At 44.4% G+C, this 15,761-nt stretch carries 16 protein-coding genes; 3 read left to right on the top strand and 13 right to left on the bottom strand.

What is annotated here, in order from left to right:
- Window positions 1-180: 180 nt before the first annotated feature.
- A complete protein-coding gene (locus NYE35_RS23950; protein WP_036683710.1) occupies window positions 181-1,512 on the bottom strand; it encodes a PhoH family protein in 1,332 nt (443 codons plus the stop codon).
- 107 nt (window positions 1,513-1,619) lie between these two features.
- Between NYE35_RS23950 and NYE35_RS23955 the strand changes: the two genes are divergently transcribed.
- On the top strand, window positions 1,620-2,195 hold the full coding sequence (locus tag NYE35_RS23955; protein WP_326047599.1) for a YhcN/YlaJ family sporulation lipoprotein: 576 nt from the start codon (window positions 1,620-1,622) through the stop codon (window positions 2,193-2,195).
- A gap of 56 nt (window positions 2,196-2,251) precedes the next feature.
- Here NYE35_RS23955 and NYE35_RS23960 read toward each other — a convergent pair whose 3' ends face one another.
- The 6 genes from NYE35_RS23960 to NYE35_RS23985 form a co-directional block, all read right to left on the bottom strand.
- Window positions 2,252-2,704: a pyridoxamine 5'-phosphate oxidase family protein gene (locus tag NYE35_RS23960; RefSeq protein WP_036683715.1), complete on the bottom strand. Its 453-nt coding sequence runs from the start codon at window positions 2,702-2,704 to the stop codon at window positions 2,252-2,254.
- 101 nt (window positions 2,705-2,805) lie between these two features.
- Window positions 2,806-3,906: an LCP family protein gene (locus tag NYE35_RS23965; RefSeq protein ID WP_076141837.1), complete on the bottom strand. Its 1,101-nt coding sequence runs from the start codon at window positions 3,904-3,906 to the stop codon at window positions 2,806-2,808.
- A gap of 82 nt (window positions 3,907-3,988) precedes the next feature.
- Window positions 3,989-4,285, bottom strand: a complete 297-nt coding sequence (locus NYE35_RS23970) for a YlaH-like family protein (protein ID WP_036683721.1) — start codon at window positions 4,283-4,285, stop codon at window positions 3,989-3,991.
- Window positions 4,286-4,414: 129 nt separating this feature from the next.
- Entirely contained in the window at window positions 4,415-6,256 is a 1,842-nt protein-coding gene (gene typA / locus NYE35_RS23975) for a translational GTPase TypA (RefSeq protein WP_036683723.1), read from the bottom strand.
- A gap of 205 nt (window positions 6,257-6,461) precedes the next feature.
- The gene (locus NYE35_RS23980) at window positions 6,462-6,971 is read right to left on the bottom strand and encodes a hypothetical protein (RefSeq protein WP_094902353.1); all 510 of its coding nucleotides are present in this window, start codon (window positions 6,969-6,971) and stop codon (window positions 6,462-6,464) included.
- 220 nt (window positions 6,972-7,191) lie between these two features.
- Complete coding sequence (locus NYE35_RS23985; RefSeq protein WP_036683728.1) at window positions 7,192-7,851, bottom strand: TerC family protein; 660 nt, start codon at window positions 7,849-7,851, stop codon at window positions 7,192-7,194.
- A gap of 172 nt (window positions 7,852-8,023) precedes the next feature.
- On the opposite strand from NYE35_RS23985, the gene NYE35_RS23990 reads away from it, so the two are divergent.
- Complete coding sequence (locus NYE35_RS23990; RefSeq protein ID WP_076278783.1) at window positions 8,024-8,716, top strand: TerC family protein; 693 nt, start codon at window positions 8,024-8,026, stop codon at window positions 8,714-8,716.
- Between the two features lie 66 nt (window positions 8,717-8,782).
- Here NYE35_RS23990 and thiI read toward each other — a convergent pair whose 3' ends face one another.
- The 6 genes from thiI to NYE35_RS24020 form a co-directional block, all read right to left on the bottom strand.
- Window positions 8,783-10,069 carry a tRNA uracil 4-sulfurtransferase ThiI gene (thiI, locus tag NYE35_RS23995; protein WP_080742568.1) on the bottom strand — a complete coding sequence of 429 codons (1,287 nt, stop codon included), beginning with the start codon at window positions 10,067-10,069 and terminating at the stop codon, window positions 8,783-8,785.
- Window positions 10,070-10,072: 3 nt separating this feature from the next.
- Window positions 10,073-11,224: a cysteine desulfurase family protein gene (locus tag NYE35_RS24000; protein ID WP_326047600.1), complete on the bottom strand. Its 1,152-nt coding sequence runs from the start codon at window positions 11,222-11,224 to the stop codon at window positions 10,073-10,075.
- An 82-nt stretch (window positions 11,225-11,306) separates the two neighbouring features.
- Window positions 11,307-12,011, bottom strand: a complete 705-nt coding sequence (locus NYE35_RS24005; protein ID WP_038572880.1) for a lytic transglycosylase domain-containing protein — start codon at window positions 12,009-12,011, stop codon at window positions 11,307-11,309.
- Between the two features lie 187 nt (window positions 12,012-12,198).
- Window positions 12,199-12,609, bottom strand: a complete 411-nt coding sequence (locus tag NYE35_RS24010; protein ID WP_326047601.1) for a hypothetical protein — start codon at window positions 12,607-12,609, stop codon at window positions 12,199-12,201.
- A gap of 12 nt (window positions 12,610-12,621) precedes the next feature.
- The gene (locus NYE35_RS24015; protein ID WP_036683762.1) at window positions 12,622-12,843 is read right to left on the bottom strand and encodes a DUF1540 domain-containing protein; all 222 of its coding nucleotides are present in this window, start codon (window positions 12,841-12,843) and stop codon (window positions 12,622-12,624) included.
- Window positions 12,844-13,008: 165 nt separating this feature from the next.
- Window positions 13,009-13,506: a YpuI family protein gene (locus NYE35_RS24020; RefSeq protein ID WP_036683764.1), complete on the bottom strand. Its 498-nt coding sequence runs from the start codon at window positions 13,504-13,506 to the stop codon at window positions 13,009-13,011.
- 316 nt (window positions 13,507-13,822) lie between these two features.
- Here NYE35_RS24020 and NYE35_RS24025 point away from each other — a divergent pair, with 316 nt between their 5' ends.
- The gene (locus tag NYE35_RS24025; RefSeq protein WP_341122156.1) at window positions 13,823-15,757 is read left to right on the top strand and encodes a S8 family peptidase; all 1,935 of its coding nucleotides are present in this window, start codon (window positions 13,823-13,825) and stop codon (window positions 15,755-15,757) included.
- Window positions 15,758-15,761 lie beyond the last annotated feature (4 nt).

The following is a 15,761-nucleotide window of genomic DNA, read 5'->3' on the forward strand; positions in this document are numbered from 1 at the left end:
TCCCCTATTTTACCAAACCCTCCGGTGCTTGTCTTTAGTTTGTGAAACCGTTCTCTTTCTATTATATGGGTGAAACGCTCTAAGAACCATAACCTCCTAAATTCCTCTGCCGTTTCTGGGCGGGCAGGAAAAAGCCGGGAGTGTTTGCTTCTCCCGGCTGAAAATTGGATTCATGAACGGCTAGAGTAGATCCGCGGCCAATTGCGCCAAGCGGGAACGTTCACCTTTTTCCAAAGTAATATGTCCGCTAATCCCTTGCTGCTTAAACTTCTCGACGATATAGCTCAGTCCGTTGCTCGCAGCATCCAGATATGGATGATCGATTTGCTCCGGATCGCCCATTAGAATGACTTTACTTCCTTCTCCCGCTCTGGAGACAATGGTCTTCACCTCATGACGGGAAAGGTTCTGCGCCTCATCAATAATAATGAACTGTGATGGGATTGAACGGCCGCGAATATAGGTTAAGGCTTCTACCTGTATACTGCCTAACCCCATTAAGATTTTATCGATATCGCCAGCTTTTTTGGTATCGAACAGGAATTCCAGATTATCATAAATAGGCTGCATCCAGGGTCTAAGCTTCTCATCCTTCTCACCGGGCAAGTAACCAATGTCCTTACCCATAGGAACAACCGGACGGGCGATAAGCAATTTTTTGTATTTATGTTCATCCTCCACTTTGAATAGTCCGGCTGCAAGCGCCAATAACGTCTTCCCTGTCCCAGCCTTACCCGTGATCGTTACGAGCGGGATTTCATCATTTAGCAGCAGCTCCAGTGCCATTCGTTGTTGAGCATTACGGGCGCTAATCCCCCAAACCGAATCATTGCCCAGATAGAGTGGCTCCAGACGTGTGGCATCACTATTCACTTTGAGAAGAGCTGATTTGCCAGTGCCAATCTCATCCTTGAGAATCACAAATTCATGAGGGTACAACGGATACGACAACGCGAGCTGTTTTACCGTCAGAGAGCGGTGACTATAATATTCATCAATCAATGCGGGATGCACCTGCAGAGATTGGTAACCAGTGTATAGTTCATTTAAGTCTCCAGTACGATCTGACAAATAATCCTCTGGCGTAATTCCAAGTACATCCGCTTTAATACGAACCAGTACATCCTTGCTCACAAGCACAACGGGACGCGGATCAGGCTTCTCATTCTCTTCATTCAAATAATTGAGCGCAACAGCCAAAATCCGATTGTCGTTAGACACCTCACCAAACATTTCCTGTACCTTCACAAAACTGCGATGGTTAAGTTCTACCTTCAGCTTGCCTCCATGCTCCAGTTCCACACCGCTATGCAGATGACCTAGTTCCCGGAGTCCATCGAGCAATCGGGATACCGTACGGGCATTCCGACCGATTTCGTCAGCATTGCGCTTCTTGGAGTCGATTTCTTCCAGCACAACAGCCGGAATAACCACCTCATGCTCCTTGAAAGAGAAAATTGAATTGGGGTCGTGCAAAAGCACGTTGGTATCTAGCACAAATATCTTGTTCATATTATCCCCTCCACAGCGCCTGGTTTGATTGATCATACATAACTCTTTCCGCCAAGGGAAAAGATAAGGTACAGAAACGATTCATTGGCTGAAAGGAGTAATCACATATGAGAAAATCAATATGTCTGTTGCTGGTACTGCTGCTACTGACAAGCTGCGGTATCGCTAATAAAAAGACATCACCCTCTCCTCAGAATAAACAATCTGCGAATGCTGTAAAGGGTACGGGGAACCATGAGGTTCGGCAATTGTCCAATGATGGTGCGACTAATCCTAAAGCCACCTCAAAAGCTGGTCAAGCCGTCAATATTAATGGAGAAAATGAAATTGCACTTAAGGATCATTTTGAACAGTTGGCCAAAAGAGTTCCCGGTGTAAATGGCGCACACTGTGTAGTCATGAACAAAGTTGCCATTGTTGGTCTTGATGTAGAAGGTTCTCTAGGCCGCTCACGTGTAGGAAGCATCAAATATTCTGTAGCAGAAGCTATCCGCAAAGACCCAAGAAGTGTACGGGCGCTTGTCACAGCGGATATGGATCTCTCCAGCAGATTAGCGGAAATGAGCCGCCATATCTCCAAGGGACATCCGATTTCCGGATTCTCATCCGAGCTGGCTGATATTATCGGACGAATCATGCCACAGCTGCCAGAGGATACCAAGCCGCAAAGAAATGCACAGTAGTGGATAAAGGACAAAAGAAGTCCTTAGAATTCGAAAAAAGCCCAGTGATATTTTCACTAGGCTTTTTTCATGGCAGCAAATACTTGTCCGTCCAACTTCTCAGCGGCACGTCCATCATAAACTTTCGCATATCTTGGGGCGGAGTCAAGCTGCGCGCCGTAAAAAAGCGCGTTGCGGACCGCTTTAATTTCAACATCAAAACAGCACATCTTAAAGGGAACATCCTCTAGCGGGTCCTGCCTTACAGCAGCACTACCGTTAATGGCATAGACAGTTCCTTCACCAAACACAGTTATAGTTATTAATGGATTAACCTTCATATTATTCACAAGTCTTGAACGATGATCAATAGCCAAACGCACAGTACTAGGACTAACAGCATAAAGCCACGAAATAGCTGTGGATGTAGGACCGCCTGTCTCCGCATCAACTGTGTTTAGAAGAACAAAGGTTTCCGATTGCAGCATCGATAGCAAAGTTTCATTCAGCTGAGCAACGGCTTCGGACATAAGTACTGGCCCCCTATGCGACGTTAATTCATTCGATTTATTATATTATAGCACAGGCTGAAACTTGCATTCAATTTTAGCTATGGAAGATATTAAGGTCCTCAAGGCGTCTCAGCAGTTGTCGAATCAGCTCCAGTGGAAATTCCTGCAATTCGATCCTGCAAGCTTTTCTTAGCGGCCTCCAACTCCTCATCATTAATATATACATATGGACTTCGCCACGTTCCAGTAACCGGCTTGAATTCGATATTCTCTTTGGAAATCTTCCAATACGTCGCAATCATATCTTTGATTTGCGAATTTTCGATATCTGTCTTCATGTTACTGTCCACTGCATCAAGCACCTTGCCGATTTTTAATACGCCACCAAGCGATTGCATCTGATCCACCAGACTGTTCAGGACTTCGTTCTGGCGTTTGTTGCGATCAAAATCATCTGAAGCGTTAGTCTTAGGCTTGCAATTGGATTTACGATACCGCACATAGTCCAATGCATTTTTTCCATCCAGCTCTGCCGGACCCTTTTTCAGATTGATATTCGTGCCGTCCACAGTGTCTGTATAACACATATTTTCACTAATATTTACTTCGACTCCCCCAAGCTCGTCCACCACATCCCGGAAGCCCTGAAAATCAAGAATCGTTGTATAATCTACATCAATGTCCAAATACTTACCCATCATCGTCTTCATCTCGTCTTCAGCCAGTAGACCGGAGGATTTCTCCTTACCCTTGAAGCGAGCATAAAATTCATTAATCTTCGTTTTCTTATAGCCGCTTAGCTCCACATAGGTATCACGAGGAAGCGAAACAATGGTCGCTGATTTGGTCTTAGGATTAAGTGCTGCAACCATGATTACGTCAGTCAAATAAGACTCGTGTTTAGGTCTGTTATCCGTTCCCAGTATAAGCATCGTCAGTGGCTTTTCTGAAGCGGATTGCCCTGGAGCAACCGTACCCTCAACCCCTGCATTAAATACGCCATGCTCAAGCTTCCAATACAGATAACCGCCATAACCCAGCACGCCGAGGATCGCAATAATTAGCAAAGTTAACAATACTCTAACTAATCTGCCAAAAAAACCTCTCTTTTTCACTTTCTTTTTCGTTTTTTTCTTAGAAACACCCTTCACAGGCTGTTTTCTATTAGTAGGTTGTTGCCCGTTTGCTCTTGGAGGTAAACCGCTGTTTCTTGTACTCATAATAGAATAAAGTCCTTTTCATTTCATTTAGAATTAGAATTGCTACATTAATTAGACGATCCATAAGGTACAAAAGTTGCGATTACGATCTCTTCGCTGCTGCCGCAGCCTTTCTCTTCTGTCGAGCTTCTACTATATAACGTATCCGTACCATCAGCATTAATCCGACAGCAACCAACAGACATTGGATAATCGGAAGCTTATCATGTTGGAAAATGAGGAGCATGCCAGAGCCAATCGCCATCATTATGTAGAGCATGATTTCCTTGCCAATCGATAACTTTTGATTCACACGAAAGACTTGATTATAAACAAAAGTAAGCAATATAAAGATAACAATATAAGCGACGATTGGATGCTCAGCGAACCACACCTGCATAGATAACCGCACTCCTCCCAAATTTAAGATACGTTTACATTATATCATCAGTAGGGGAATTTTTTGTTTCTTATATTAAAAAAAGCCGCCGGATGCAATAATCCGGCGGTCTTATTCAAAAGCATGTGTTTACGCGTTGGCTTGTGCTGTTTTACGTTGTTTCTCTACACGTTCGCGTTCGCCTTTGTTCAGAATCTTTTTACGCAAACGAATGGATTTAGGTGTAATTTCACAATATTCATCATCGTTCAAATATTCAAGTGCGCCTTCCAAAGAGAAAGTGCGTGGTGTCTTCATTTTTACAGTATCATCTTTGCCTGAGGTACGCATGTTGGTAAGTGCTTTTTCTTTACAGATGTTAACGATAATATCGTTATCACGGGTATGCTCGCCTACGATCATACCTTCATAAATTTCTGTACCTGCATCCAAGAAGAGAATACCACGATCCTCAACACCCACGATTCCGTATTGTGTTGTTGATCCAGTCTCACTTGCTACAAGCACACCTTGATGACGTCCGCCAACTTGACCAGCAACCAGTGGAGCGTAGCTGTCAAAAGCATGGTTCATAACGCCGTAACCGCGTGTCAAAGTCAAGAAGTAAGTGTTGTAACCAATCAAACCACGTGCAGGAATCAGGAACTCCAGACGTACTTGACCCGTACCGTTGTTAATCATATTGACCATTTCGGCTTTACGAGTACCCAGACTCTCCATAACAGAGCCCATGCTTTCTTCTGGAATATCAATCATTAGACGCTCAAGCGGCTCCATTTTGACACCGTCGATTTCTTTAATGATTACTTGTGGTTTAGAAACTTGCATTTCATAACCTTCACGACGCATATTCTCGATCAGAATACCAAGGTGAAGCTCACCGCGTCCAGAAACGATAAATGCATCAGGACTATCAGTTTCTTCCACACGCAAACTCACGTCTGTTTCAAGTTCTTTAAAGAGACGCTCACGTAGTTTACGGGAAGTTACCCATTTACCTTCTTTACCAGCAAAAGGACTGTTATTCACTAGAAATGTCATTTGCATGGTTGGCTCGTCAATCTTCAGAACCGGAAGTGCTTCAGGGTTTGCAGGATCAGCAATGGTCTCACCAATGTTGATGTCCTTGATCCCTGCAATAGCAACGATATCCCCTGCGCCCGCTTGCTCTGTTTCAATACGTTTCAAACCTTGGAAGCCGAACAATTTCTCGATACGTGCAGTTTTGCTCTTACCATCACGCATAATAACTGTTACAGATTGACCTTGTTTGATCACACCGCGGTTAACACGTCCAATCGCAATACGACCCAAGTATTCGTTATAATCCATCAACGTTACGAGGAATTGAAGCGGTTCTTCAACACTTTCGGTTGGAGCTGGAATATGTTCAACGATGGTTTCGTAGAGCGAAAGCATCGTTTCATCTTGTTTCTCAGGATCCATGCTTGATGTACCATTAAGAGCAGATGCATAAACAACCGGGAATTCCAATTGTTCGTCATTTGCTTCAAGTTCGATGAACAAATCGAGCACTTCATCAATAACTTCCTTAGGACGAGCAGCTGGACGGTCAATCTTGTTCACGACAACGATCGGTGTAAGTTTTTGTTCCAATGCTTTACGCAGAACGAATTTCGTTTGCGGCATGCAGCCTTCATAAGCATCAACAACCAGCAATACACCGTCAACCATTTTCATGATCCGTTCTACTTCGCCACCGAAGTCAGCATGTCCAGGTGTATCCACAATGTTGATCAAAAACTCTTTATAAGTAATTGCTGTATTTTTAGCTAGGATTGTAATTCCACGTTCCCGCTCGATATCATTAGAGTCCATAGCACGTTCTTGCAAGTGCTCATGGGCGCTGAAGATCCCCGATTGTTGAAGGAGCTGATCGACGAGTGTTGTTTTGCCATGGTCAACGTGGGCAATGATCGCAATGTTGCGAATATCTTTTCTTGAATGCATGATTTGTATCCAAATCCTCTCATTTATCAAATTAAAACTGTTAAAATTCATAGCATGTCACGGCAGTCTCACAAAAGAAGCGCCAGGCAGAAAGCCGACGCTTCAACATAACATTAATATTATAGTGAAAGTACCATGAAAAGCAAGTCTTTTTATGAAAAAACAGTTACCAATTTCCGTTTTTTTTCACAAGATCCTACAGCAATTAACTTCGGTACCATCTATTCCGGCCACGTGCTCTGCCTCGACCGGTAATCAGCCAAATTCCTGCAGCTATTAATACAATCCCGATCAGGTAGATCGCGCCGGTGCCCATAAGGCTGAAAATACAAAGTGCAAGGCTTAGTAAGCCTAATGTTACAGCAATTGCTGACAGTCCACCCGTCCGTCTTGGTTCATAGATAGAATATTCATACAAGCCCACGGCAAGACCAAGCAACAGCACAGGCCATAAGTTACTCATAAGCCCCCATCCCCAAATATTGCAAAGGCCAAACAACAAACCGTACACCGTTAATATCCCAGCAGGAACCAATACCGAGGCCGAAGCACGACGGCTGAAAAATAACATGTGCAGCACTATTCCTGGAATTAAAATCACTAGAGGCCAAAGCGCGCGGCCCAAAAATCCGAAGACGCCCAGCTTACCTAATAAAATCACGATGCCAGCAGCAACAATAAAAATTCCTAGCTGTATATCTTTCTTTGAAGACATCCTTCACCCATCCCTTCAATTTCACGTCTACCTCATTTCCTCGTCACCTTATAGCCTGAAAGCGACAGGATTCTTACTCATATATTATCCGAAACATACACAAAATGCCATCACTCCCTGTGATTAATCAGTGTCTATAAGCACTTCTGATCGCGCAAAAAAAACGGACAATTCCAATTTATGGAGATGTCCGTTTAGTATTGCCTTTTATTGCAGTTTATTAACCTGCAGATGTTTTTCTGCGTTTAATTGCTCCCGTAACCACAACTAATATGCCTAAGGCAATGGGCAAAAAGGAATGTAAGGAGGGGAATAAAAAGGAGAGCATCGTCCCTAATTTTGCATCCTGAAGCAACATATCCCCTGCTGTAAACGCCAATATATAAGCACCGATAAATACGAGCACTGGAAACCGATGCAGCCAGCCTACAATGATGCCGCTTCCCCACACTACTATCGGAATGCTAAGGGCAATCCCGATGACAATTAAAGCCAAATCTCCTTTAGCTACTCCTGCAATGGCTAGTACATTATCCAGACTCATAATGAAGTCTGCTACAAGAATCGTTCGGATTGCTTTCCAGACTGAGGATGATTCCCTTACTCTGAGATCCTCCTCTTCCTCCAAAAGCAGCTTGAACGCTATCCATAGCAGCAGCATCCCCCCTCCAGCCTGAATATAAGGGATTTTTAATAGCAATACCGCAACAAAAGTAAGCAAACACCGCAGAACAACTGCGCCTGCTGAGCCCCACCATACCGCAGTCTTTCGGTGCTTCGCCGAAAGATCCTTGCTGGCCATTGCGATAACCATTGCATTATCTCCGCTCAGCACCAGATTGATCATCAATATTTCACCAAGGAGCAATAATGAATCCATTCGCACTTACCTCCCCGAGTCACATGTAACTACTTGTATGTTCGGAAATGACAAGCTATGCTTCCTGTCCAACTTTTTTTGAGCGTGAACGCATGTTGGCTCCTTTTTTTGCGTATACAAAACTAAGCATATTTTGAAGCTCAATCTAACAAAACTTGGGAGTGACTTCGCTTTGAATACATCCATCTGGGAGTTTATATTATCGCTGCTCAACATTATTTTTCTAGATCTTATTCTGGCGGGAGATAATGCCATTGTGATCGGACTTGCAGCGCGTAATTTACCGTCCGACACGCAAAAAAAGGCTATCGTATTTGGAACAGCAGGTGCTGTAGTGTTGCGGATCTTCGCAACGATTCTGGTCGTATGGTTGTTGAAAATCCCCTGGTTACTGCTTGCCGGAGGGATTTTACTCATTCTGATTGCCTATAAGCTGTTAACCAGTGAGAACACTTCAACAGATATCAAGGCAGGTCAAAGCTTGTGGTCCGCTGTAGGTACAATCATTTTAGCTGATGCTGCCATGGGCCTTGATAATGTGATCGCCATTGCCGGAGCTGCCAAGCATAATATCTCACTGGTTATCATAGGACTGCTGATCAGTGTTCCCATCGTTGTGTGGGGAAGTACCCTTTTTATTAAATTAATCAACAAATATCCATGGATCATTTATATTGGTTCTGCTGTCTTAGGCTTTACTGCTTCAAGTATGATTACGGATGAACATCAGCTTGCGCCATTTTTTGATCATCATCCGCTGCTCAAATATCTGTTTATAATCGTGATCATTATAGGTATCTTGGCAGCGGGACATTGGAAACGCCAATCAAAACCAGAAGAGCCTCAGGAGGGCACAATCGTCTAAACCACAAAAAACTGCCTCAGAACGTAGATTTCACTACACTCCAAGGCAGTTTTTTGGTTTATTATTTTAGAACCATTCTTCCTGTAATCCCGCCTCGACACTTACAACATCACTAGGCTTCTCATCTCCATAAGGAGTGATTAACACGGTCTCTGTGGCTTCAATCGCCGCTTCCAGAAGTTCAGAATATCCCGGAAGCGTAGCCTCTATCTTATCCACAATCCGTAAATTCGGATTTGTTGTAGGTGATTTTGGAACAAATAAAGTACAACAATCCTCATAAGGAAGGATAGACAAATCATAGGTGCCGATGTTCTTCGACAGGTCCACGATATCACTTTTGTCCATCATTACCAGCGGACGCAGAAGGGGGAGGGTTGTCGCCCGGCCAATCACGTTCATGCTTGGCAAGGTCTGGCTAGCGACTTGTCCCAGACTATCCCCGGTTACAATCGCCAATGCACCTTCGCGCTCAGCAAGCCGGGTAGTAATTCTCAGCATTGCCCGCCGCATCAGTGTAATAATCAGATTATCCTGGCCGATGCCGGTAAAGGAAGTCTGCACTTCTGTAAAGGGTACCAGATGCAGCTTGATTACACCCGCATAACGTGACAATACTCGCGCAAGATCCACAACCTTTTGTCTAGCAAGCTCGCTTGTATAAGGATAACTGTAGAAATGCACACACTCCACTTCAAGTCCGCGCCGCATGGATGACCAGCCTGCTACGGGACTATCAATGCCACCGGAAAGCAATAACATCGCTTTTCCGTTAGTGCCTAATGGAAATCCACCTACACCGGCAATATTTTCACAGAAAATATAAGTATGTCCCTGACGAATTTCGACCCTCAGCTCTAATTCAGGCGATTTAACGTCTACGGTGAGGCCAGGATATCCTTGCAATAGTGGTGTCGCGATCAGTTTATTCATCTCAATGGAGCCGTAAGGGAACTCTTTCCATACCCGCCGAGCATTAACCTTAAATCTGGTGCCCGGAGCAGGCGCGATTATCTCCAAAAATTGACGGCTTACCGCTACAATATCCTCAAGCTCTGACTTAGAAACCTTCACTGGACTGACTGAAGCAATGCCAAAGACATTCTTCAGTGCTTGTACCAATTCAATCGCAGATTCCCCGTTCAGTTCCACGTAAATTCTTCCGAATTCCTTGCTCAGAACTACGTTTGGATAAGGCTTAATCAATTCCTTCACATGACGCAGTACGGTTTTTTCAAATCGGGTACGATTTTTGCCCTTTAAAGTAAACTCCCCAAAACGCAGGAGCAGCATATCAGCGTATTCTATACTATGGGCTCTGCCTTCTGCAGATTCCTTATTCATCATGCTCATTTGTTACTTCATTCCTCCTTCAGCAATCTTTAAAGCTTGTACCGCAGTGGTTAATGCTTGCTCAAGCGCAGCGACATCCTCATCTGTATGACTGTCGCCAAGGCTAATACGAATCCCACCTGAAGCACTGGAGACATCTTTACCCATAGACAATAACACACGACTAGGTTCAGCCAGTCGTGAGGAGCAGGCCGAGCGGGTGGAGACAACCATCCCCAGTTCCTCCAGCTTGCGGGCGAATACCTCTCCCTTCATGCCAGGGTAAGAGAAATGCACAATATGGGGAGCTCCATCCTCTCTGCTGTTTATAACAAATTCAGGAACGGTGCGCAAGAAGCGTAATAATCGATCTCGGAGTGGAACCAACTGGGCAACGAAGGTTTCGCGCTGCTCACCACTCATGCGGATAGCTTTGGAGGATGCGACAATCGCAGGTACATTTTCAGTTCCAGCGCGTTGTCCTTCTTCATGAGAGCCCCCTGTAAGCAATGGGAATAGCTTAATTCCATCTTTGATATACAGTAATCCCACTCCACGTGGGCCTCGAAGCTTATGAGGAGACAGGCTATAAAGATCCACCTGCCAATCCTTTAGATCAACTGCAAGCTTACCATATCCCTGAACACCATCTACATGAAATAAGGTTCGCGGATTCACAGCTTTAATCAGCTTACCCATCTCTTTAAGCGGTTGTATCGTTCCAATCTCGTTATTGACATGCATCACACTAACAAGCACTGTGTCGCGCCGGACAGCAGCAGCTACGCGCTCAGGATCAACAACGCCAGTGCTATCGGGTGCTACAAAAGTAACCTCCCAGCCCATTCGCTGCAATTGCAGGAAACTCTCATATACAGAGGGATGCTCTATTTCTGTAGTTACCAAATGGCGGCCTCTAGACTGATATTGCAGAGCAGCGCCTTTTATCGCCAAATTATTGCTTTCCGTTGCACCAGAAGTAAATAGAATCTCCTGCGGTTGTACAGATAAAGCAGCAGCGCATACTTCACGCGACCGTCTGATCAGCTTACCCGCTTCACTGCCCGCACGGTGCAAAGAGGAAGGGTTCGCATAATGCAGCTTCATAATTTGTTCCATCGTCTGCACCACTTCTTCATAGGGCGGTGTAGCGGCGGCATAATCCCAGTAAAGCATATGTCAAATGTCTCCTTTACTTCGTTGAGTGAACTTATTATCGAAAAAGGATCAAACGGTGTTTCCCGTTTGATCCTTTTTATTATACCGCGTATTGAGCGCGAGCGCGTTCTATTTTGAAGATATAAGACTGTGTCTCTTTTGGAAGCAGGCTAAGTTTCTCCAATAATTCCTGATCATTGGTTACTCCAAGATCTGTTACCCGTCCCGGCCCTGCGTTGTACGCTGCAAGTGCCATCTTTTCCTCTCCGCCAAAGCGTTTCAGTTGATAAGATAAATAACGTACGCCGCCATCAATGTTTTGCGCCGGATCGAACGAATCAGTAACCCCTAAGCCGCTCGCGGTGCCATCCATAAGCTGCATTAAACCTTTAGCCCCTGCCGAAGAGACCACATTAGGATTAAACGAAGATTCAGTATCAATCACTGCTTTGATCAGATCAATCGGCACGCCATATTTAGCACTCGCCTTCTGGATGAGATCATCATAGCTTGTAGGTGTGGAACCCGTTATTTCCCCGGAAATTATGTTATTGAAGGTTTCTGTTGTCCCACCTATCTGCTGCCATAACAAGCTGCTGACTGAAGTTGCATCCGGGAGAGAGGTCAAATAGCTTGAACTTTCACTACTCGTTGACATTGCCTGAAGCATTGTCGCAAATCCAGAAGCTGAAACCCCCGTTGACCGTTCATTTCCATTCGCGGAGCTAGTTTTTTCGGTTGTAGCCTTAAGGTTGATCCATTTAAGCTGCCCTAACCCGTCGGTTACAGCGGGATTGATCTGCATGCTGGCGCACTCCTTTTTTTGTCCTACTCGAATCATATATAAGGTTTCGCGTTGAAATTTCGATGAATTACGGCTTAATCTTACATTTTATCTGAGATTATTGCTATATGTTGGAATGAAAAAACAGACTTCAGACCCTGATATTTAGGTCTAAAAGCCTGTTTAGATCAAAGCCATTCAGTTCTTTTTAGCGCGCAAAGGGAATCATCACGAAGTAGCTTAGTGTCGCAACAATCCCTAAGCCCATTGCCCATGCCCCAAGCGTTTTTTGCTCTTTGACATAGGAATAATAACCAACTACGGCAGCGATGGGTCCGAGAATAAAGGACCAGATGAACAATGAGGCGATTCCCATCCCCAGTCCAACATACCCCATTATCCGGCTTCCACTATATTCCGCTTCACTGTCCTTGCGCTCTTCCACTATACGCGGGGCATCCCGTACCTGCATTGGAACCGGATTTACCTCAGCAGCGTATTCTTCGCGATGCTCTCTGTCCCGACGAGGATAGTCCACTCTCCGCGGACGAAGAATGACTTTTCTCGGACCGGGTTGTTCCCGTGATGAGCTTGATTCATTATCCTTTTCTGTGTCCATTCTGGCGGCCTCCTAAGCGTTCGGCTTAAACGTCAGACAACATGTTGCAGATGATGTACTGGCATGATCGCGGTGACCTTCATTCGTCATTTCTTCAGCATATTCTTCCTTATAACCATTGCCTACGTGCTTATCGATCTCAATGACAATTTCTTCAGCCCGGCATAAATTATGCTCGCCCCAATAATGACAATTGCTCACGCTACATTTTACTAATGGTTTTTCACTCGACATAATTATCACCTCGGCTTCATTATGTCCGCTCCATTTACCTGCTATTCGACAGAGTAGTTTCCAGTTGATGTATCGAGACAGGCTTTCAATCCACGCAAAAAAGGACCAGCTCATCGTCATTACAAAATGACAAAGTGCTGATCCCTTTAGATCACTATTTAGAAGTTAAACCTGATTTTGCATACGTTTCTCGGTCAAATAGTCGTTCTCATAATAAATGAGATCATCGCGAAGATCTTCATACGTTTTGGTGATTTCTAGGATGATATCACGTGCGGGGCGTACTGGCTTTTTGCGGAAACGGATTGCATCCTGACCAGTATAAGCGTAACGGCCATCTTCAGAATAGCTTTCATTTTTCGGATAAAAGAAGTTGTTCACGCCATAGTGATATACATTATAAAGCGCTTTCTGTGCAAAAGATTCATCGAATGTCGCACGACGCAGCGCAACGCCTAATTTCTCATATGACATTTCCGAGAACACTAATAGATGACGAAGATCGGACAGAAAACCTTGGTAAAATTGTACAGTTTCCTCATCTCCCTCAACTACAAGCTGAGGCAATGCATGCTCATTTAGAAATACTTCCATTTTGTCGATTACCACTTTAAGTTTATCTCTCGTCGATTCACATAATTTCTGCACATTGGCTGCTGACATAGCGGTTGCTCCTCCTTATTATTCCCTGCTCTTGTAGTCAATAAAGTTAATCCTCTGAAAGAAACCGCCCTAAGGACGTATCTCTTTATTCTTGCAATATCAGGATGTGAACACAGAGAAGTCTAACCTTCTGAACAATTATTAAGAACAACATCTAATGAGGTATCTCTTACAAAATCAAGAAGACAATTCGAGATACTTATTCTCTCTGATATTATCATAAAAAACGTTAGGAAGGTATCCTTTTCTAAGATGCATAAAAGATACGCTCTCTTCTAAACCTATAGACATTACATTGCATAGAGGAGCGGAAATCATGTCACGAAAAAATCTAACAGTTGCAGGTTTGGTTACAGCAGCTTTTACAGTTGGGTTACTTACCTTTGCCCTGCGGCCTGCCACTAATGGGACGACCAGAGATGCCGCTAAAGTCGCTGTTCAGAATCCGGCTCCAACTTCAGCTTTGCATTCACCTCCAAATCCCTCTCAGGAAAAAACATTAAAGAAAACCTCCTTAAGCCAGGATGTGGAGGCGACAGATCATCTGAATAGAGTCGATGTCAGTAGACATTTAACTAAACTCCTGTCTGAAACAGACGGGATGTCTTCGATTCATGATAAATCAGTGTATGCGAAACGATTGCAGCAAGACCACGGGTTTATCTCCATGCTGATGTGGATCGATTTTCGCACACAAAAGACTGAGACCTTTAAGTCATCTTTTCCAAAAGGAACCGAACAGGAGAACAAGCAGCTTCAAAAATATCTCAATACGGCAAAATCAGCAATCCACGGTCATCAATCCTATGAATCTCCAACGTTTACAATCGGTAAAGAAAAATATTACTTTATCGCTCAGCGGAACAAAGAAAAAAATGTAGGGATTATTGCACTTATCAACCAAAAGGTGCTTGGGCGTGTGGCAGACCATCAGCTGAAGAACCTGCGTCTCATTCCGTATCCTAAGGAAGGCAAATACCATGTGGAATCAGTCCATACCGATAACTTAAAGGACATTACGGTCAAGACAGGCCATGATAACGAAAATGCCAGCCATTTTTATGAGAATGAAATTGTAGTCCGTTTTCAGGGAAATACTCCGACTCAAGGACAGCTCCAGACGATAGTCGCCGATATCCACTGCAAGCAGCCACGCAAGCTGGGATATGCCTATATCTTTCGCTCTGAGAAGATGACCTACTATCAGCTCAAATCCTATTTCACCAACAAATGGCATCCCGAATATACGGAACCTCACTATATGTATTTAACCAATGATACCATCACTAAAAACGCTGAAGGAACTGTCACTCCTAACGACATGTTATTCTCCACTTACCAATGGAACCTCCCGGCGATTGAAACCGAGCTAGGGTGGAATCTTTCCAAAGGCAGCAAAGAAGTGGTTGTGGCCGTGGTGGATACGGGAGTACAAATTAATCATCCTGATTTACAAGGTAAGCTTTTAACTGGTTATAATGCCATTACCAATGGTTCCACACCCGAGGATGATGTAGGTCACGGTACACATGTATCTGGAATCATTGGCGCACTTGTTAACAACGGGGAAGGTGTAGCTGGCATCAGCTGGTACAATAAGATCCTCCCTGTAAAAGCGCTAGATAACTCAGGTGCCGGAACGACTTATTCCGTAGCAGAAGGTATCATATGGGCAGCTGACAATGGTGCAAAGGTTATTAACTTAAGTTTAGGGAATTATGCCGACTCTCAGTTCCTTCATGATGCGATTAAATACGCCTATGACCGGGACATCGTGCTTGTGTCTGCAGCAGGCAATGATAATACAGAGCGGCCTGGATACCCTGCAGCTTATCCCGAAGTGATTGCAGTGGCTGCTACAAATGCTTCAGGGGAAAAAGCCTCCTTCTCCAACTACGGCGATTATATTGATGTCGCTGCACCCGGAGAAAGCATCGCAAGCACCTATCCGGACAGTCAATATGCCGCTTTATCCGGCACGTCAATGGCCAGTCCCCATGTCGCTGCGCTGGCGGGTCTGGTACGTTCACTAAATCCTAATCTGACGAATAAGGAAGTTATGGACCTTATGACCAAAAACGCTGTGGATCTGGGAACTTCCGGCCATGATAAATATTTTGGCTGGGGTCAGGTCGATATTTATAAAACGCTACAAGCGGCAAGCGGCAATCAAGTCCCATTGCAGCTTTTCCCTCAACATGTACGCCAGCAAATGAATCAATTAAAACAAAGAACAAATAACACCCCTTAACTGT

It is taken from the genome of Paenibacillus sp. FSL L8-0494, assembly GCF_038003695.1.
In the GTDB taxonomy this organism is placed as follows: Bacteria; Bacillota; Bacilli; order Paenibacillales; family Paenibacillaceae; genus Paenibacillus_AQ; species Paenibacillus_AQ odorifer.

Bases quoted from the DNA above. Each gene is read 5' to 3' on its own strand.
- NYE35_RS24010 (WP_326047601.1), bottom strand. From the start codon at position 12,609: ATGGACACAGAAAAGGATAATGAATCAAGCTCATCACGGGAACAACCC.
- NYE35_RS23980 (WP_094902353.1), bottom strand. From the start codon at position 6,971: ATGTCTTCAAAGAAAGATATACAGCTAGGAATTTTTATTGTTGCTGCT.
- typA (WP_036683723.1), bottom strand. From the start codon at position 6,256: ATGCATTCAAGAAAAGATATTCGCAACATTGCGATCATTGCCCACGTT.
- thiI (WP_080742568.1), bottom strand. From the start codon at position 10,069: ATGAGCATGATGAATAAGGAATCTGCAGAAGGCAGAGCCCATAGTATA.
- NYE35_RS23985 (WP_036683728.1), bottom strand. From the start codon at position 7,851: ATGGATTCATTATTGCTCCTTGGTGAAATATTGATGATCAATCTGGTG.
- NYE35_RS23955 (WP_326047599.1), top strand. From the start codon at position 1,620: ATGAGAAAATCAATATGTCTGTTGCTGGTACTGCTGCTACTGACAAGC.
- NYE35_RS23960 (WP_036683715.1), bottom strand. From the start codon at position 2,704: ATGTCCGAAGCCGTTGCTCAGCTGAATGAAACTTTGCTATCGATGCTG.
- NYE35_RS24005 (WP_038572880.1), bottom strand. From the start codon at position 12,011: ATGCAGATCAATCCCGCTGTAACCGACGGGTTAGGGCAGCTTAAATGG.
- NYE35_RS23965 (WP_076141837.1), bottom strand. From the start codon at position 3,906: ATGAGTACAAGAAACAGCGGTTTACCTCCAAGAGCAAACGGGCAACAA.
- NYE35_RS23950 (WP_036683710.1), bottom strand. From the start codon at position 1,512: ATGAACAAGATATTTGTGCTAGATACCAACGTGCTTTTGCACGACCCC.
- NYE35_RS24000 (WP_326047600.1), bottom strand. From the start codon at position 11,224: ATGCTTTACTGGGATTATGCCGCCGCTACACCGCCCTATGAAGAAGTG.
- NYE35_RS24020 (WP_036683764.1), bottom strand. From the start codon at position 13,506: ATGTCAGCAGCCAATGTGCAGAAATTATGTGAATCGACGAGAGATAAA.
- NYE35_RS24025 (WP_341122156.1), top strand. From the start codon at position 13,823: ATGTCACGAAAAAATCTAACAGTTGCAGGTTTGGTTACAGCAGCTTTT.
- NYE35_RS24015 (WP_036683762.1), bottom strand. From the start codon at position 12,843: ATGTCGAGTGAAAAACCATTAGTAAAATGTAGCGTGAGCAATTGTCAT.
- NYE35_RS23970 (WP_036683721.1), bottom strand. From the start codon at position 4,285: ATGCAGGTGTGGTTCGCTGAGCATCCAATCGTCGCTTATATTGTTATC.